General features: G+C 73.2%; 15 protein-coding genes and 2 pseudogenes. 10 read left to right on the plus strand and 7 right to left on the minus strand.

Annotated features, from left to right (window positions below):
• Positions 1 to 38 precede the first annotated feature (38 nt).
• The 3 genes from murC to IO36_RS20735 form a co-directional block, all read right to left on the minus strand.
• Positions 39 to 1,427: a UDP-N-acetylmuramate--L-alanine ligase gene (gene murC / locus IO36_RS20725; protein WP_037621812.1), complete on the minus strand. Its 1,389-nt coding sequence runs from the start codon at positions 1,425 to 1,427 to the stop codon at positions 39 to 41.
• A 162-nt stretch (positions 1,428 to 1,589) separates the two neighbouring features.
• The gene (locus IO36_RS20730; RefSeq protein WP_209441232.1) at positions 1,590 to 2,063 is read right to left on the minus strand and encodes an indole-3-glycerol phosphate synthase; all 474 of its coding nucleotides are present in this window, start codon (positions 2,061 to 2,063) and stop codon (positions 1,590 to 1,592) included.
• A gap of 141 nt (positions 2,064 to 2,204) precedes the next feature.
• A complete protein-coding gene (locus IO36_RS20735) occupies positions 2,205 to 3,014 on the minus strand; it encodes a pyrimidine reductase family protein (protein WP_037622045.1) in 810 nt (269 codons plus the stop codon).
• Here IO36_RS20735 and zapE point away from each other — a divergent pair.
• The 5 genes and pseudogenes from zapE (at position 3,013) to IO36_RS20760 (ending at position 7,975) form a co-directional block, all read left to right on the plus strand.
• On the plus strand, positions 3,013 to 4,152 hold the full coding sequence (gene zapE, locus IO36_RS20740) for a cell division protein ZapE (protein ID WP_387704299.1): 1,140 nt from the start codon (positions 3,013 to 3,015) through the stop codon (positions 4,150 to 4,152). The two genes, IO36_RS20735 and zapE, sit on opposite strands and share 2 nt — an antisense overlap.
• Before the next feature lie 119 nt (positions 4,153 to 4,271).
• Positions 4,272 to 4,982, plus strand: a pseudogene (locus IO36_RS48240) (slipin family protein); the annotation flags it as partial.
• Between the two features lie 429 nt (positions 4,983 to 5,411).
• Positions 5,412 to 6,686 (plus strand): annotated as a pseudogene (gene thrS / locus IO36_RS20750) (threonine--tRNA ligase); the annotation flags it as partial.
• A 127-nt stretch (positions 6,687 to 6,813) separates the two neighbouring features.
• Positions 6,814 to 7,020, plus strand: coding sequence for a hypothetical protein (locus IO36_RS20755; protein WP_037621816.1), 207 nt, complete (start codon positions 6,814 to 6,816; stop codon positions 7,018 to 7,020).
• 190 nt (positions 7,021 to 7,210) lie between these two features.
• Positions 7,211 to 7,975 carry an aminoacyl-tRNA hydrolase gene (locus tag IO36_RS20760; RefSeq protein ID WP_037621817.1) on the plus strand — a complete coding sequence of 255 codons (765 nt, stop codon included), beginning with the start codon at positions 7,211 to 7,213 and terminating at the stop codon, positions 7,973 to 7,975.
• Positions 7,976 to 7,987: 12 nt separating this feature from the next.
• Here IO36_RS20760 and IO36_RS20765 read toward each other — a convergent pair whose 3' ends face one another.
• A complete protein-coding gene (locus IO36_RS20765) occupies positions 7,988 to 8,476 on the minus strand; it encodes a hypothetical protein (protein WP_051900720.1) in 489 nt (162 codons plus the stop codon).
• A 274-nt stretch (positions 8,477 to 8,750) separates the two neighbouring features.
• Here IO36_RS20765 and IO36_RS20770 point away from each other — a divergent pair, with 274 nt between their 5' ends.
• Positions 8,751 to 8,981, plus strand: coding sequence for a DUF397 domain-containing protein (locus IO36_RS20770; RefSeq protein WP_037622048.1), 231 nt, complete (start codon positions 8,751 to 8,753; stop codon positions 8,979 to 8,981).
• A gap of 141 nt (positions 8,982 to 9,122) precedes the next feature.
• Positions 9,123 to 10,046, plus strand: a complete 924-nt coding sequence (locus IO36_RS20775) for a helix-turn-helix domain-containing protein (protein WP_037621819.1) — start codon at positions 9,123 to 9,125, stop codon at positions 10,044 to 10,046.
• A gap of 37 nt (positions 10,047 to 10,083) precedes the next feature.
• Here IO36_RS20775 and IO36_RS20780 read toward each other — a convergent pair whose 3' ends face one another.
• Positions 10,084 to 10,902 carry an SAM-dependent methyltransferase gene (locus IO36_RS20780; RefSeq protein WP_037621820.1) on the minus strand — a complete coding sequence of 273 codons (819 nt, stop codon included), beginning with the start codon at positions 10,900 to 10,902 and terminating at the stop codon, positions 10,084 to 10,086.
• Positions 10,903 to 11,271: 369 nt separating this feature from the next.
• Between IO36_RS20780 and IO36_RS20785 the strand changes: the two genes are divergently transcribed.
• The 3 genes from IO36_RS20785 (at position 11,272) to IO36_RS20795 (ending at position 15,520) form a co-directional block, all read left to right on the plus strand.
• A complete protein-coding gene (locus IO36_RS20785) occupies positions 11,272 to 12,693 on the plus strand; it encodes an MbnB/TglH/ChrH family RiPP precursor modification enzyme (protein ID WP_063764884.1) in 1,422 nt (473 codons plus the stop codon).
• 190 nt (positions 12,694 to 12,883) lie between these two features.
• Complete coding sequence (locus IO36_RS20790; protein ID WP_037621821.1) at positions 12,884 to 13,696, plus strand: TIGR04222 domain-containing membrane protein; 813 nt, start codon at positions 12,884 to 12,886, stop codon at positions 13,694 to 13,696.
• A gap of 180 nt (positions 13,697 to 13,876) precedes the next feature.
• The gene (locus IO36_RS20795; RefSeq protein ID WP_037621822.1) at positions 13,877 to 15,520 is read left to right on the plus strand and encodes an alpha/beta hydrolase; all 1,644 of its coding nucleotides are present in this window, start codon (positions 13,877 to 13,879) and stop codon (positions 15,518 to 15,520) included.
• Positions 15,521 to 15,633: 113 nt separating this feature from the next.
• Here the strand turns inward: IO36_RS20795 and hemQ are convergent, their stop codons facing one another.
• Both hemQ and hemG read right to left on the minus strand, forming a co-directional pair.
• Positions 15,634 to 16,365, minus strand: a complete 732-nt coding sequence (gene hemQ / locus IO36_RS20800) for a hydrogen peroxide-dependent heme synthase (RefSeq protein WP_037621823.1) — start codon at positions 16,363 to 16,365, stop codon at positions 15,634 to 15,636.
• Positions 16,366 to 16,369: 4 nt separating this feature from the next.
• Positions 16,370 to 17,848 (minus strand): protoporphyrinogen oxidase, encoded by a 1,479-nt coding sequence (hemG, locus tag IO36_RS20805; protein WP_037621824.1) that lies wholly within the window; start codon positions 17,846 to 17,848, stop codon positions 16,370 to 16,372.
• Positions 17,849 to 17,949: the final 101 nt, after the last annotated feature.

A 17,949-nucleotide genomic window follows, 5' to 3' on the forward strand; every position in this document is an offset into this window, starting at 1 on the left:
ACCCCTCACGTTCAAGGAGGCCCCCTGAGGGCCCACGGTCATTCGGCCAGGCGGGCGAGGATCTCGGGTCCGAGGTCCGTCACGTCGCCGGCGCCCATGGTGAGAACGAGATCACCGGGCTTCGTCATTCCCGCGACGACCGCGGGAACCTCGGCCTTGTCGTGGACCGGGGTCACCTCGGCACCCGCCTTCCGCGCGGCCTGGATGATCAGCTCGCTGGTGATCCCGGGGATCGGGTCCTCGCGGGCCGGGTAGATGTCCAGGACGACGGAGGAGTCCGCCAGCGACAGGGCCTCGCCCATCTCCGTGCCCAGCTCCTGGGTGCGGGAGAACAGGTGCGGCTGGAAGACCACGAGGATGCGGCCCGAGGCCCCGGCCCGCATGGCCTCCAGGTCGGCGGTCATCTCGGTCGGGTGGTGCGCGTAGGAGTCGACGACCTGGACGCCGGCCGCCTCGCCCTTCAGCTGGAGCCGGCGCTTCACGCCGGTGTAGGAGGCGAGCGCGGGGGCCAGCTCGGCCGCGGGGATGCCGAGCGCGGCGCCCGCGGCGAGCGCCGCCACCGCGTTGTGCGCATAGTGACGGCCCGGGACGGAGACGGTGAAGGTCAGCTCGGCGCCGTCCAGCAGGACCGTCACCTCGCTCGTGAGGCCGTGCGGGACCACGGACAGCACCCGCACGTCCGCGTCGGCGGCGTCGCCGTACGTCACGACGCGCACGGCACGGCCGGCGAGGCGGCGGGTCAGCTCGCGGGCGCCCTCGTGGTCCGCCGAGATCACCAGCGTGCCGCCCTCGGTGACCCGGTCCACGAACGTCTCGAAGGACTCGTAGATCTCTTCCATCGACGCGTAGTTGGCGTGGTGGTCGAGTTCGACGTTGAGGATGATCGCGACCTCGGGCGCGTACTTGTGGAAGCTGCGGTCCGATTCGTCCGCCTCGGCGACGAAGATCTCGCCCGCGCCGTGCAGGGCGTTGGAACCGGGGGCGTAGAGGTCGCCGCCGATGGCGTACGAGGGGTCGAGGCCCAGCGTCGACAGGGACACGGCGAGCATCGAGGTGGTGGTCGTCTTGCCGTGGGTGCCGGCGACCGCGATCGGGCGCAGACCGTCCATCAGACGGGCCAGGGCGTCCGAACGGTGGACGACCGGGATGCCGAGCTCGGCCGCGCGGGCGAGCTCGGGGTTGTCGGCGCGGATCGCGGAGGAGACCACGACGCAGGTGGCGTCGGGAGCCAGGTGACCGGCCGCGTGCCCGATGTGGACCGTGGCGCCCAGCGAGCGCAGCGCCTCGGCGGTGGCGGACTCCTTCGCGTCACTGCCCGCGACCACGGCTCCGCGCTGCGCGAGGATCTTGGCGATGCCCGACATCCCGGCGCCGCCGATGCCGATGAAGTGCGGTCGGTCCATCGCGGTAGGAAGGCCGGGTGCCATGCGTGTTTCTCCCCAAGATCCGGTACGAAGGTGGGCGCGCTCTCCCGAGGGGAACGCGGGCCCAGCCTATTGGGTGCGGCGGACACCGCCTCACAAGGGACACCGCCGGACGCGCCCGGGCGAGCCCAGGGCACCCCGGGCGGGCGTCGGCGGGGCCCTCGGTCACGCCTTGCTGTGCGAGAACAGCTTCAGGACCGGCACACCGACCTTGTGGCGGGCCCGGGAGGCCCAGTCCCGGTGGAAGAACTCCTCCACGTAGTGGGGGTCGGTCAGCACGATGACCTCGTCGGCCTCCACCTGGTCGACCAGGCCCTTCAGCGCGTCGAGGGGGTGGTCCTCGATGAGCCGGCCCTCGGCCGTGTTGCCGGACCCGCGCAGCGCCAGCAGCGAGACCTCCAGCGCCCGCTCGCCCTGACTGGCGGCCTCCTCGCCCTCCGGTGTCTCGCCCTCGTGGGTCGCCTCGTCGATCTCGCCCATCGCGACGTCGTCGATGGCCCGCAGCAACCGGTCCGCCTGGTCGCCCCGGGGCTGGAGCAGCACATGGAAGGCGACCGTCTCGTCACCGTGCAAGGTGGTGACGAACTCCACGTCGGCGGACGTCAGGGCCTTCTCGATCATCAATACGCTCGTGAACACGACAGGCGCCCTTCTCGTCCGTGGGCCGTCCCGGCCCCCTGCGGAAACCATCCTGCCCCGTGACAGCACGGGTACTGCGCGAATTAGTGTGCCCGTCCGAAGAGAAACGGAATCTTTCATTCCGACTGTCGACCGCGGCAGCTATTCCGACTGTCGGCCAGGGCGCCGGTACCGGCCGTACAGGAACCCGTCCTCCTCCAGCAGGGAGACCAGTTCGAAGCGCCGGGGAACCGGTACCGAAGGCCCGCCGGCGATCCGCTGGGCGTCGCCCGCGGCAAGCATCGGGGACAGCGTCACGCACATCTCGTCCAGGACGCCGGCCGCCACGAACTGGCCGAGCAGCCGGGGCCCGCCCTCGGTCAGCAGCCGGGTGTGCCCGAGGGCGCCGAGGGCGCTCACGGCACGGGCGGGATCGACTCCGGTGCCGTCCCCCGCGACGACCACGGTCGCGCCCGCCCGCTCGGCCTCGGCGATCCGTTCCGGCGGCGCCGCGGCGCCGGTCAGGACCAGCGTGGGCACCAGGGGCGAGGTGAACAGCGGCAGCGAGAAGTCGAGGCCGAGGCTCGCCGTGACCACCGCGATCGCGGGCGCGGGGCCCTGCCCGGCGGCCTCCCGCCGGGCCGCGAAGGCCTCACGCGCGCGTGCCGGCCGGTAGCCCTCCTGCCGCACCGTCTCCGCCCCGACGACCACGACGTCCGCGAGCCCCCGCAGGACGCCGAAGATCCTCATGTCGGCGGCGTTGGAGATGGGCTGCGAGCGCCCCTCGTGCTGGGCGGCGCCGTCGAGCGTCGACACCATGTTGGCCCGGAGCCAGGGCGAGGAGACCGCGGGGTAGGCGTACGCCTCCGCCAGTTCCCCGAGCTCCCACTCGCGCTCCGTCACATCCGTCCCGGGGGCCTCTCCAGAGGGCTGGGCAGCTGTTTCATAGGTCACAGGGAACAGGCGTCGCATGACGTGCAGTGTGGCACGGAGCATAGAGTGGGGAACCGTGTCGTCCACCTCCACCGCCTCCGCGATCGACCCGATAGCCGAAGCGGCCCCGCTGTCCCTGTGCGCCCGCGAGCCGCACGTCCCCGCCGACCGGCTCGTCGCCGAGATGGTGCCGCCGCCGCGCTTCGACTCGGTCCGCTTCGCCACGTACATCCCGGACCCGAACCAGCCCAGCCAGACCGAGGCCGTGGGCATCCTCGAAGGGTTCGCGGCCGGGCTCGGCGGAGCGCACGCCGTGGGGGCACCCAAGCGCAGGCTGTTCGGCCGCGGCAAGGCCCCGAAGACACCGGCCGGCCCCCGCGGTGTCTACCTGGACGGCGGCTACGGCGTCGGCAAGACCCACCTGCTCGCCTCCCTGTGGCACGCGACCCCGGCGGAGCCCTCGCTCAAGGCGTTCGGCACCTTCGTGGAGCTGACGAACCTGGTCGGCGCGCTCGGCTTCCAGCAGACCGTGCAGACCCTGTCCGGGCACCGCCTCCTGTGCATCGACGAGTTCGAGCTCGACGACCCGGGGGACACCGTCCTCGTCTCGTCCCTGCTCGGCAGGCTGGTCGACGCGGGCGTGGCACTCGCCGCCACCTCGAACACGCTTCCGGGCAAGCTCGGCGAGGGCCGGTTCGCCGCCGCCGACTTCCTGCGGGAGATCCAGGGCCTGTCCGCGCGCTTCCGCCCGCTGCGGATCGACGGTGAGGACTACCGCCACCGCGGGCTGCCCGAGGCGCCCGCCCCGTTCTCCGAGGAGCAGGTCACCAAGGCCGCGTACGCGACCGACGGCGCGTCCCTGGACGACTTCCCGCACCTGCTCGCCCACCTCGCCCGGGTCCACCCGAGCCGGTACGGCGCCCTGACCGACGGGGTCGAGGCGGTCTGCCTGACCGACGTCCAGCCCGTCCCGGACCAGTCGACGGCGCTGCGGCTCGTCGTCCTCGCCGACCGGCTGTACGACCGCGAGGTACCGGTCCTCGCCTCCGGAATGCCCTTCGACCAGTTGTTCAGCGAGGAGATGCTGAACGGCGGCTACCGCAAGAAGTACTTCCGCGCGATCTCCCGGCTGACCGCGCTGGCCCGTGACGCGAAGGGGCTCGTGGAGAGCCACTGAGCCCGCGGGCCGCGGCAGGCGGCAGGCGGCGGATCCCCCCTCCCCCCCGGCGGCAACAGCGCCCCCGCGACGTAAAGTGGAATGGCCAGACAAACGGGGCGGCTCGGAAGGGGGTCGTCATGGTCCAGGAACTCATCGTGGCGATCACGGCGGCCTGCTCCGCCTCGGTGGTCTATGTCGCGGCCGGCGCCAAGGTCGTCAAGCAGTACGAACGCGGGGTCGTCTTCCGGCTCGGGCGCGTGGCGGGCGAGGTCCGCTCCCCCGGCTTCACGATGGTCGTGCCGTTCGTGGACCGGATGCGCAAGGTCAACATGCAGATCGTGACCCTGCCCATCCCGGCCCAGGAGGGCATCACCCGGGACAACGTCACCGTCCGCGTCGACGCCGTCGTCTACTTCAAGGTGGTGGACGCGACGAACGCCATCATCCAGGTCGAGGACTACCGCTTCGCGGTCTCCCAGATGGCGCAGACCTCGCTGCGCTCGATCATCGGCAAGAGCGACCTGGACGACCTCCTGTCCAACCGCGAGAAGCTCAACCAGGGCCTCGAGCTGATGATCGACAGCCCGGCGATCGGCTGGGGCGTCCAGATCGACCGGGTCGAGATCAAGGACGTCTCCCTGCCCGAGTCGATGAAGCGGTCCATGGCCCGCCAGGCCGAGGCCGACCGCGAACGGCGCGCCCGGGTCATCAACGCCGACGCGGAACTCCAGGCCTCCAAGAAGCTGGCCGAGGCCGCCGGGGTGATGTCGGAACAGCCCGCCGCCCTCCAACTGCGCCTGCTCCAGACCGTGGTGCCGGGGTCGACCCCGTCGAACCTCCCCTCACCGCGGAGCGGCTCGGCAGGTCGCTGGGCGCGCTCGGTATCCCGGAGTCGTTCGCCGACACGGACGGGCTCGGCGTCCCGGACACGTTCGGGATCCTGGGTGAGCCCAGGGTGCCGATGGAACCGGAGGGACCGGAGGAGTCCGCGCGCCCGCAGGAGTTCGGGAACGGCCAGGACCGGGCTCCGGACCCGGAGGAACACGCGAAGCCGGAGACGCCCTCGGGGTGAGGCCCGCCGGGGCCGGCGCGGAGCCCGGGGGTACCCGTGCATCCGAGCCGAGCACCCGTGGGGCGATACCCGCCCCGCGCAGCGAAATTCGCGTGCCCAGCGAGGGAACCGGCCGCTAGCGTGTCCGCCATGAAGCAGCGTGCCGCGATGAACACGACGACGCCGGAGAGTGCCCCGGCGCGCTGACCGCTGACGTGAGTCGAAGCCCCGGGGCGAGCGCCCCGGGGCTTCGCCGTGCGGTCGCTCGCCCTCCGTACACGAGGAGACCGCCATGAACGACCACCGCCGGCTCGGCCGCGAACTCGGCCTGTTCGACACCGACCCCCTGATGGGCGCCGGACTTCCGTACTGGCTGCCGGACGGCGCCGCCGTGCGCCACGCCCTGGAGGAGTACGTCCGTGACGCCGAACGGCGCGCCGGGTACCAGCACGTGTACTCGCCGGTGCTGGGCAAACGGGAGCTGTACGAGATCTCCGGGCACTGGTCGCACTACGGCGACGACATGTTCCCGCCGATGCAACTCGGCGAGGAGCAGATGCTGCTGCGTCCGAGCCTGTGCCCCCACCACGCGCTGATCTATCGATCCCGGCCGCACAGTTACCGCGAACTTCCCTTCCGTATGGCGGAGTTGGGCGGCATGTACCGATCCGAGCTGTCCGGTGTGCTGGGCGGTCTGACCCGGGTGCGCGCCATCCAGCTCAACGACGCCCACGTCTTCTGCACCCCGGACCAGGTCGCCGAGGAGGCCTTCGCGGCCCTCGGAATGATCCGCGCCGCGTACGACGCGATGGGCATCGAGGCGGCCCGTTACCGGCTGTCGCTGCCGGGCCCCGGAGGCAAGTACGTGGCCGGTCCCGGGCTGTGGGAGCGGTCGGCCGCGCTGCTGCGCGAGGTCCTCGACGCCTCGGGCGTGGCGTACGAGGCCGTCGAGGGCGAGGCCGCCTTCTACGGACCCAAGATCGACGTCCAGATCGCCGATCCGGCGGGCCGCGAGTCCACCCTCTCCACCGTCCAGGTCGACTTCCACCAGCCCGAACGCTTCGGACTGCACTACATCGGCGCCGACGGCGGAAGGCACCGGCCCGTCATGGTGCACCGCAGCGTGATCGGCAGCCTGGAGCGGGCGGTCGCCCATGTCATCGAGGTGCACGGGGGCGCCTTCCCGCCCTGGCTGGCGCCGGCCCAGCTGGTGGTCCTGCCGGTCTCCGAGGCCGAGACCGAACCGGCGCTCCGGCTGGTGCGCCGCTGCCGCGACGAGGGGCTGCGGGCCCGGCTCGCCGCCCCGGAGGAGGGCACCCTGGGCGCGCGGGTGCGGGCCCACCGGCTGGTCCCGTACCAGGCGGTGATCGGCGCCCGGGAGGCGGCGGACGGCCTGGTCGCCCTGCGGCTGCGGGACGGTCGCCGTCTCGACGCCCGGCCGGCCGACGAGGTCCTGCACCGCGTCAGGGAGCGGATCGCCTCGCGCGGCGCCGAACTCTGACCGCTTCCGGCCGGGACCGGCTCCTCGGTCCCGGCCCCACGACGCGTCCGCTCCCCGCCCGGTCCGGGCCCCGGGGTCCGTCAGTTCCCCACCCGGTCCTCTGCCATGCCCCTCGTAAGGTGGGGGCATGAGCGACGACCAGTGCACGAGCGGCACGGACGGGGCGGCCCAGGAGGCCGGCGGGGTTCCGGGCGCGGCGGAGCCGGGCGGGCCCCCGTTCGCGGAGTGCGTGCTGTGCCGCGAGCCGACCGAGTACCCGGAGTCGCACAAGGGGATCACGCTGTGTCCCGTCTGCGCCTGGCAGGAGGCCCAGCGCACCGCGTGCTCGGGCTGATCACAAGACCGGGCTGCCCACGAGATCGGGCCGACCCCGAGCGGAGGCTGCCCGGGAGCGGGAGCCTGCCAGGAGTGGAGGCCCGCCGGGATGCGGCCCGCCCGCGGAGCGGGCGCCCCCGGACCGGACCGACCGCCCGTGCGGTCGCCCGCCCGTCCGGGGCGGATCTTCCGCCTGGCAGACTGGGGGCGTGAGCAGCGACGACCCGACCCCCGCCGACACCGACGCCGACGCCGGACCGTTCCGTGAGGAGCACACCGTGCGCGACAAGGCACGGCAGTTCGTGCTGCCCCTGGTGGTGCACATCGAGAAGGACGCTCCCCCGGCGCGCACCGACGCGCTGGAGACCTCCGCGCGGGCCGTGCTGACGATGCTGAGCGACGAGCGTTCCCTGGGGGACGGCATCTGGGCGCAGGCGATGCGGGACTGGCAGGACGCCCGGATCCGCAAGGTCGTACGGCGGGCGCGCGGAGCGGAGTGGCGGCGGGCCGAGGCGCTGCCCGGCATCACCGTGACCGGGCGGTCGGCGGAGGTACGGGTCTTCCCCCCGGTGCCCCTGGACGGCTGGCCGAAGGATCTGGCACGGCTCCAGGTGTCGGGAACGGATCTGGACGATCCGGAGCCGCCGGCGCCGGCCGATCCGACCGCGCCCGTGCTGTGGCTGAACCCGGAACTCGACATGTCCGCCGGCAAGACGATGGCACAGACGGGCCATGGCGCCCAACTGGCCTGGTGGGAGCTGTCGGAGGAGGAGCGGATCGCCTGGCGCGAGGCGGGCTTCGCCCTCTCCGTGCGCACCGCCGATCCGGCCCACTGGAGTGAACTGAGCGTCTCCGACGTGCCGTTGGTCCGGGACGCGGGGTTCACCGAGATCGCTCCCGGCCTGACCGTGGCCGTCGAGGGGCACGGCCGTGCCGGTGCCCTGCCGAAGCGTTCCGTCGCGGCGGCGGACTGACGGCGGGCGCGCTCAGTCCGCCAGCGTGGTGGCCAACTCCGCGGTGACTCGGACGAGTTCGGTGTCCGGCTCGGCCAGCAGGTGCTCCAGGGTGCCGCGCCGGGCGCGTACGGCCTGACGGGCTTCGCGCTCCCAGCCCACCCAGTTCTCACGGCGGTTGAGGAGCTTGGGGTAGGCGGCGGCGGTGCGCTCCCACTGCCGGGCCTCGGCGATGTCCCTCAGCAGCTGGATGATCTGCACACGGCAGGTGACCTGGGGCAGTTCGGCGAGCTCCCAGAGGAAGGGGACGGTGGCGGCCGTCGCCTGCTCGACGACGAACCCGAACTGGCAGATTCGTTCCCGCAGGTCCTGCAGGGCCTCTCTGGCCGTCTCCGCGTCACCCCGGGCCACGGTGTCGAGCAGGAAGGGGATGGTTTCTGCGGACCCCTTGGAGTCCTTGATCTCGTCCCACGACACGCGTTCCAGGTTCCTGAGTGGTGTTGCCATTTCCGCTCCCTCCAAAGGCGTCGGACAGTGACAGGTGCGCGGGGGGCCACCGGCCCTCCCGGACGATCACGCTCCTCGGGGAGCGGCTGAACCGACGTCAGAACGGGCCCCTGGTAACGAGGTTGACGCCACGGCTATTATCCACGCTGACAGCGTCTTCGTGCAATTGCACGAGAAATTGCATGAAGACGGAGAGGGTCACGGGCCGGGCGAGGTCCGGCCCGGCGCCCGCGACCGGGCCGCCGGCCGGGTCCGTACCTGGTGGAACGTCAGCAAGGAGAGTGCGTTGGTGCCATCAGTGCCGAACGGAGTGCGGGCCAGCTCGCTGGGAGCCTCCTGGATCAAGAGCAGGCACAGCAATGCCGAGGGCAACTGCGTCGAGGTGGCCTCCCTGGACGGCGGCGGCATCGCGCTGCGCAACTCCCGCGACCCCGACGGTCCCGCCCTGGTCTACACCCCGGCCGAGGTGGCGGCGTTCCTGGCCGGCGCGAAGGACGGGGAGTTCGACCACCTGCTCTGACCAGCGCGTCCCGGCCGGTCTCCCGCACCCCGAACTCCGGTGAAATGGAAGGGTGGTTGTCCACTTCCGACTCCCGCTGCGGCAGACCCCCGGGCAGTGCGATAATTTTGGCTGCCTTCTGCCGGTCGACAGGGAGTCAGGATGTCCGTCGAGTCACCCCGCGTCTCCCGCCTCGAACCGTATCTGAGCCGGGAGGAGCCCGCTCCCACTCTGCTGAAGATGCTGGTGGGCGTTCAGCTGGCCGGCGCCCGCGAGGACGCGGGTCTCTCCCAGGAACAGGCGGCGCGCTCCCTCGGGTTCAGCGCGGCGAAGCTGTCGCGCATGGAGGCGGGCAAGGGCCGCCGCCCGCCCGTCGAGGCCGACGTCCGCGCCCTGCTGGAGCTGTACAAGACCGACGAGTACGAGATGTCGGTGCTGCTCAGACTGCTCAAGCGGGCGGGCGAGCCGGGATGGTGGCAGCGCTACGACAAGCGGCTGATGCCCGAGTGGTTCGACCGGCTGGTCGGACTCCAGGAGGCGGCCACCACCATCCGCACCTTCGAGATCCAGTACGTCCCGGGCCTGCTCCAGACCGCCGAATACACCCGGGCCGTGGTGGAGCGCGGACTGCCGACGGCGCCCGCCGCCGAGGTTCAGCGCCGGGTCGAGCTGCGCATGCGCCGGGCGGAGTTGCTGAACCGGGAGGACCCGCCCCATCTGTGGGCGGTGGTCGACGAGTCCGTGCTGCTGCGCGTCCTGGGCAGCCGTGACGTGATGCGCGCCCAGCTGGAGCACCTCGTCGAGATGGCGCAGCGGCCCCACGTGGTCGTGCAGGTCGTCCCGCTGGACGTCACCAACGCCTCGGCCCCGGCCATCCCCGTCACCTATCTGCGCTTCGGCGGTGTCGAACTGCCCGACATCGTCTACCTGGAGCACATCAGGAGCGCCAACTTCCTGGAGGACCGCGACGAGACGGAGGAGTACCGCGTGGTGCTGGACCGGCTCGCCGACGAGGCGCTCAGCCCGCGCGCGTCCCTGGAGCTGCTGCGCGACACGGTGGCACAGCGGTACAGCGCCTCGCGCTGACGGGGCCGGCGGATCGGGCCGGCCCCGGCCGGCGGTGTCAGCGGATCCGGCCGACCCCGCCGAACTCGATCCACTCCTGGGTGAGCTGACGCGGCACGACATCGGTGTCCGGGCGCCAGGTGGACACCTCGACCAGTCCGGGCTCCAGGACGTCCATGCCCTCGAAGAACCGCTCGACGTCCGCCTCCTGGCGGACCCGGCCCCAGTGCCCCTGTGTGGCCTTGTCCATGAAGTCGGTGACGAAGTCGCGGACCGCGGCGTCCTCGCTGACCAGCTGGCACATCACCATGAAGCTGCCGGGCGCCAGCCGTTCGGCGACGCGCCGGATCACGGGGAGGGGACCGTCGGTCTCGCTGTCCGGGATGCAGTGGAACACCGAGTTGAACAGCACGGCCACCGGCTGCTCGGGATCGATCAGCCGCCGGGTGTCCGGGTGGGCGAAGATCTCCTCCGTCTGCCGCAGATCGGCGTGGATGACGGCGGTCCGCTCGTTCTGGTCCAGCAGGGCCCGGCCGTGCACCAGCACCATCGGGTCGCTGTCGACGTAGACGACCCGGCAGGTCTCGTCGACCGCCTGGGCCACCTGGTGCACGTTGTTCTGCGTGGGCAGGCCGGATCCGTGGTCGAGGAACTGCCGGATCCCGTATCCGTCCGCGAGGGTGCGGACCACCCGCTGGAGGAAGCGCCGGTTGTTCAGCGCGAGCGCGCGCGTGCTGGGCACGACCTTGTCCAGCTCTTCGCACGCCGCCCGGTCGGCGGCGTAGTTGTCCTTGCCGCCGAGGTAGTGGTCGTACATGCGCGCGGCCGTGGGCACCGTGGCGTCGATCGACGTGGACAGCTGTTCGCCGGACTGCATCGTTCCCCCAGATCACCGTCGGCCGGCCCGACCGGCCCGACCGGCAAACCATCTTAGGGAAGCGGAAGTTGGCGTTGCCAGCCCCGAACGGAGGACACGGGAGGGGATTCGGGCCAACTTGTGCCCCGCCGCCCCACGGGCTGGCGCGAAACGACCGATCGGCGGTCGTTGGGCCCGCGTGTGCGCCACCACGGCCGTGACAGCCGTGCGAGTCCCCGGCCGGGGGCCGAAACCTCAAATGTTGCTCTGAACGTCCTCCCCGGTGGGTTCGGTCCCGGTTCCCGGGGCCATGACCTGTTCACGCCGGGGCACCGGCCGTCGTGGGGAGCGACGCAGGGGCACGGCCCGGGCCGTGACGGAGGAGGGGACATGCGGGAGCCGATACGGCTGGGCACGGGAATCGGATGGCGTCCGGAGATCGCCGAGGCCGTGGAGAACCTGCCCGGCGTCGACTGGGTCGAGGCGGTCGCGGAGAACCTGTGCCCCGGCCACCTCCCGGAGTCGCTGGTGCGGCTGCGCGAGCGGGGGGTCACGGTGGTGCCGCACGGCGTCTCCCTGGGACTCGGCGGCGCGGACCGGCCCGACGAGGCGCGGCTGACCGCCCTCGCCGAGCGCGCCGAGGCGCTGGGGTCCCCGCTCGTCACCGAGCACATCGCGTTCGTCCGGGCGGGCGGCCCGCTCACCGCGTCACCGCTGCTGGAGGCCGGGCACCTGCTGCCCGTGCCCCGCACCCGGGACGCGCTGCGCGTGCTGTGCGAGAACGTCCGCGCCGCCCAGGCCGCGCTGCCGGTCCCGCTCGCCGTGGAGAACATCGCCGCGCTCGTCTCCTGGCCCGGCGAGGAGATGACCGAGGGGCAGTTCCTCTACGACCTGGCCGACCGGACCGGCGTCCGGCTGCTGATCGACGTCGCCAACCTCCACACCAACCACGTCAACCGCGGCGAGGACCCCGCCGAGGCGCTCGGCGAGCTGCCCGTGGAGGCGATCGCGTACGTCCACGTCGCCGGGGGCTTCGAACGTGACGGCGTGTGGCACGACAGCCACGCCCATCCCGTCCCCCGGCCCGTGCTCGACATCCTCGCCGACCTCGCGTCCCGGGTGACCCCGCCGGGCGTCCTCCTGGAACGGGACGAGAACTTCCCCGCACCGGCCGAACTGGAGCGGGAACTGACCTCGATCCGGGAGACGCTGGAGAAGGCGGAAGCCCCGTACCGGACGACCGGCAGGTACGGGCAGAGGGCCGACCCGGACCCGCACGGCGACGCCCTCGCCGACCCGGACCCGCACGGCGACGCCCTCGCCGACCCGGACCCGGACAGCGACGCCCTCGCCGACCCGGACCCGGACAGCGACGCCCTCGCCGACCCGGACGACTCCCTCGCCTCCCGGCAGCGCGTGGCGCTGGCGCAGGCCGCGCTGTTGTCCGCACTCGTCGCCGGGACCCCCGCGCCCGAGGGGTTCGACCGGGTGCGCCTCGGGGTGCAGGCCCGCGCCCTCGCCGCCAAGCGGGCCGACGTGGTGGCGAAGGTGGCCCCGGAGCTGCCGGAGATCCTCGGCGACGGCTACCGCCCCGCGTTCCTCGCGTACGCGCGGCGGCACCCGATGACCGGCGGCTACCGCCGTGACGCCCTGGACTTCGCCGGGCACCTGCTGCTCACCGGACTCCCGGAGGGCGCCCGGGCACGACGGCTGCGGGCCTGGTGGCTGGAGCGGTCCGGTCCGGCACCGCTCTCGGAACGTCCCGTGACCCGGCTGGCCCGCGCCACCCGCAGGACACTGCTGCGCCGCTGAACGGCCCGCCGCCCGGGCGCCCCCGGACTCACCGTCGCACCGCCACCGCCTCCCCGCGGGACCAGTCCGTACCGGGTGTTCGGGACTTCCGCGCACCCAGGAAAGCGGAATGTCACACACCGGCAACGGCTCCGTCCCACATAGTGAGTGGAGCATGGCGTCGGCCCGGCCCATCGCATAGAAAAACGCCATGTTCTGGGTCCTTCTCCTGCTCCTGGCCTGGGCGGCGGCCGGTGTCTCCTGCGCCCGCCTGTGTCTGGCCGCAGTCCGCGCCGCCTCGCTCGACACCGACACCGACACCGACGCCGACGCCGGCCGCGGGCACGATCTCACGCTGTACGAGGCCGCGTTCCTGTCCGGCGGCCCCGCACGGGTGGCCGACCTGACCCTGGTGTCGATGGCCCGTCAGCGCCGCCTGCTGCTCGCGCACACCGGCTGGGCCACCGTCGTGGACCCGCGCGGGCGCGACGAGATGGAGCGCTCGGTCATCGGCGCCATCGGCCCCGAGGGCCAGTCCCGGATAGCACCGCTGCGCGCCGCCACCGCGGCCGCCGACTCGGTACGCCGGCTCGCGGACCGCCTGGTCGCGGCGGGCCTCGCCGTCCCCGACGGGGCCCGCACCACCGTCGCGGGGGCCCTGCGCCAGGTCCAGGCCGCCGCGGCCGCCGTCCTCGTCCTCGGCGCCGCCGCCCTGCTGCTGCCGGGTCAGACCCCGGGCAGCGACGTCCCGGTGGCCGTCTGGTTCCTGCTCCCGCTCATCCTGACGCTGAGCTGTCTGGCCATAGCCCGGATCGAGGTGCACCCCAGCACCCGCTGGGCCTCCCCCGCCGGGCAGCGCCTGCTCGGCACCCTGGCACGGCACTCCGACGCCTCCGGTGACGACCGTACGTACCTCACGTCCGTCGCCGTACGCGGCATCCGCGCCATCGGCGAGCCGGAACTGCGGGCGGCCCTGACCCACCGGGACCGGGACCGCGACTCGGCCTGGCGGGAAGCGCACTAGAGCCTGTCCGCAGCCCCCGTCCGCCCGGCGACGCCCCGCACGCACCGGCCGGGGGGTGGAAGTGCGCCCGCGGGGGGCGCATCGGGGGCATTGGCGCCGACACCGGCGGGCGGTGCTTTACTTCGCCGTCCGCCGAACGAAGCATCCTTCTGTCGCCGCCACGCGCCGAAGGGACTCGCGATGAGAGCTGCCGTCCTCCACGGAACCGCCGCAGCCCTGCTGCTGACCGGACTCGTCGCCGCCCCGGCGGGCGGTGCCCCGGCCTGGCCCGCACCGGCCGGTTCCGCCGAGACGCACGGCACCGCCGTCGCCGCCCGGCGCGCCGCCGCCGCGGGCATCCGTTTCGGCAGCTGCCCCAAGGAGGAGCACCTGCCCTCCAGTCTCCGGTGCGGCACGGTCACCGTGCCGCTCGACTACGCCGTCCCCGACGGCAGACGGATCAGACTGACCGTCAGCCGAATCAAGGCCACCGGCAAGGACCCGCACGACGCGAAGCACAGCGTGCCGCGCCAGGGAGCCCTCGTCTACAACCCGGGCGGTCCCGGCGCCTCCGGCATGTTCTTCCCGCTGATCGGCTACCTGCCCGAGTGGAAGCGGATCGGAGCCGCGTACGACCTCGTCGGCTACGCGCCCCGCGGCGTCGGCCGGTCCGCGCCGCTGTCCTGCCGGGACCCCCGCCACCCGGCGAAGCCCCTCCTGGAGTCCCCGGCCGTCCCCTCGGAGGCGTTCAAGAAGGCGCGGATCGCGGAGGCGAAGGCGTACGCCCGCGGCTGCGCCCGGCGTTCGGGCGCCGCCCTGCGCCACTACACCTCGCTGAACAACGCCCGTGACCTGGAGGTGCTGCGCGCCGCGCTCGGCGAGCGGAGGCTCACGTACATGGGTGCCTCGTACGGGACGTACTTCGGCGCGCTGTACGCGACGCTGTTCCCCTCGCACGTGCGCCGGATGGTCTTCGACTCGGCGGTGAACCCCGACCCCGACAAGATCTGGTACGAGAACAACCTCGACCAGTCGGCCGCGTTCGAGGTCCGCTGGGCGGACTTCCGCGCGTGGACGGCCCGGCACGACGGGGTGTACAAGCTGGGCCGCACCCCCGAGGCGGTGCAGCGCTCGTACGACCGGGCCCGGGCCCGGCTCGCCGCCTCGCCCGCGGGCGGCACGGTGGGACCCGCCCAGCTCCAGGGCGCCTTCCTCCAGGCCGGCTACTACGACGACTACTGGCCGCAGCGGGCGCTGGCGCTGTCCGCCTATCTCGCCGGGGACCCGAAGCCGCTGATCCAGGTGGCGGCACCGCAGCGGGAAGCCGCCGCCGAGCAGGAGAACTCGAGCGCGGTCTACACGGCCGTGGAGTGCAACGACGCGCCCTGGCCCACCGACTGGCACACCTGGGACCGGGACAACACCCGGCTCGCGCGGGTCGCCCCGTTCGAGACCTGGGACAACGTGTGGATGAACCTGCCGTGCGCGTACTGGTCCGCGCCCCGGCAGAAGCCGCTCGACGTACGGACCCTGCCGGGCGAGCTGCCGCCGACGCTGATCCTCTCCGCCGAGCGGGACGCGGCGACGCCGCACGAGGGCGCCGAGGAACTCCGGCGACGGCTGTGGGGCTCGGTGCTGGTGACCGAGAAGGGCGCCGGTACCCACGGGATCGCGGGCGGGCCCAACAAGTGCGTCAACGGCCACCTCGACGCCTATCTGCTGGAGGGCCGGCTCCCCGAGCACGACGCCGGGTGCGCCCCGCACAAGGAACCGGTGCCACCGGCGCCCGCCGGCCGGGCCCGGGGCGCGAAGGGCGGCCACCGCACGACGGCGCCGAAGGGCTGAGCGCGCTCCGGGACCGGGCGGCCGCGTGAGCGGCGGACGGCCCGGCGCGAAGGACGCGGACAGGAAAAGGCGGGCGTCCCCCTCGGGGGCGCCCGCCTCGTGTGCCGGGACCGTCAGGCGAGGCCCGCGACCAGGTCGGCGACGTCCTTGCGGCGGCCGGTGTAGAACGGGACCTCCTCGCGGACGTGCCTGCGGGCCTCGGAGGCGCGCAGGTGACGCATGAGGTCGACGATGCGGTACAGCTCGTCGGCCTCGAAGGCGAGGATCCACTCGTAGTCGCCGAGCGAGAACGAGGCGACCGTGTTGGCGCGCACGTCCGGGTAGCCGCGGGCCATCTTGCCGTGGTCGGCGAGCATGCGGCGGCGGTCCTCGTCAGGCAGCAGGTACCAGTCGTAGGAGCGCACGAAAGGGTAGACGCTGACGTAGTCGCGGGGCGTCTCGTCGGCGAGGAACGCCGGGATGTGCGAGCGGTTGAACTCGGCGGGCCGGTGCAGCGCCATGTTCGACCAGACCGGCTCCAGGGCGCGGCCCAGACGGGTGCGCCGGAAGAGGTTGTACGCCTCCTGGAGCTGGTCGCTGGTCTCGGCGTGCCACCAGATCATCACGTCGGCGTCGGCGCGCAGGCCCGAGACGTCGTAGGTGCCACGGACGGTGACGTCCTTCGCGGCGAGCTGGTCGAACAGCTCCTGCACCTCGTCGGCGTAACCGGCGCGGTCCTCCGGGAGCACGTCCTTCAGCCGGAAGACCGACCACAGGGTGTAGCGGATGACCTCGTTCAGGTCCTTGGCCAGCTTGCCCTTGTTCGGGATCCTGGCGGACTCGGTGGTGGGGGCGTCGTCACTCATGGGGCTATTCTCCCGCGCCGCCGTGCAGGCTCTGCACCGGGGCGGCCGCGAGTGCCTCCAGGGCGCCGCCGTCGCCGCCGAGCCGGTCGACGGCCGCGTACGCGGAGGCGATGCAGGCGGGGATGCCGACCCCGTCGTACGCCGCGCCGCACACCGCGAGGCCGGGCAGCTTCGCGACGTGCTCGCGGACGCGGGCCACGCGCGCGTGGTGGCCGACCGGGTACTGGGGCAGCCCGTCGTCCCAGCGGGTCACCCGCGACTCGACCGGCTCGGCGTCGAGACCGGTCGCCTCCTTCAGGTCGTGCCGGGACACGGCGACGAGGTCGGCGTCGGGCCGGCCGAGCACCTCCGTCTCGCCGTGGCGTCCCACCGAGGTGCGCAGGACCAGCAGGCCGGGGTCCTGATCGGCGATCCAGCCCCATTTGCGGGAGGCGAAGGTGGACGCCTTGATGGTGTGCCCGTCGACCGGCGGCACCAGGAAGCCGCTGCCCTCGGGGAGGGTGACGCCCTCGGCGCGGTAGGCGAGGGTCACCAGCGCCATCGACGCGTACTCCACGGCGGCCAGCTCGGCCGCGGCGGCCGGTGCCTCGGCCCGCAGCAGCGCGGCGGCGGCCGGGGCCGGCACGGCGAGGACGACCGCGTCGGCGTCGAGGACCCGGTCCCCGGCGACGACGCGCCAGGCCGAGGTGGCCGGGCCGGCGGTCCCGGCCGCCGCGGTCCGGCGCAGTTCGGTCACCGGTGTCCCGGTCAGGATCTCGCCCCCGCGGGCCGTCACCGACGCGGCGACGGCGAGCGGCAGCCGGCCCACCCCGCCGTCGATGCCCATGAACACCGGGCCGCTCTGCCCGGCGGCGGCCGCCTTCTCCTGGATCTCGCGCACCGCCTCGGTCAGGGACGTGTGGGTACGGGCGGCGGCGTAGAGCTGGGGGACGGCCAGGCGCAGGGAGATGCGGTACGCGTCGCCCGCGTACACCCCGCCGAGGAGGGGTTCGACGAGCCGGTCGACGACCTCGCGGCCGAGGCGCGCCGCCACGTACTCGCCGACCGCGATGTCCTCGCCGACCTCGGTGCGGGGCAGGTCGGCGTCCCGCTCGATGCGGCGCAGTCCCTCTTCGGAGAGGACGCCGGCGACGGCGGAGGCGGTGCCGGGGACGCCCATGACATGGCCCTTGGGCATGGGGCGCAGGGTTCCGCGGGTCCACAGGGAGGCCGTCGCCGTGGCGGGCGGCTGGAGACTGTCGCCCAGGCCCGCCTCGCGGGCGAGGTCCACGGCCTCCGGGCGGCGCGCCAGCATCGACTCCGCGCCGAGGTCCACGCGCGCGCCCGCGATCTCGCCGGCCAGCAGCTTGCCGCCGAGGCGGTCCGAGGCCTCCAGGACGGTGACGCGGGCGCCCCGTCCGAGCAGGCGGTGGGCGGCGGCCAGCCCCGCGATCCCTCCGCCGACGACCACGACGTGTTCCGGGGAAGTGTCCTCTTCGCGCATGTCTCCACCTTCTCAGACGGCGCCGCTGCCCCGGCCGGGAGCCCGGTGTCCGGCGCGAGTCCCGACCGTGACCTCTTCGGGACCGAACTCCGCCAACGTCC

The sequence above is a fragment of the Streptomyces aureus genome, assembly GCF_000725495.1.
GTDB classification, from domain to species: domain Bacteria; phylum Actinomycetota; class Actinomycetes; order Streptomycetales; family Streptomycetaceae; genus Streptomyces; species Streptomyces aureus_B.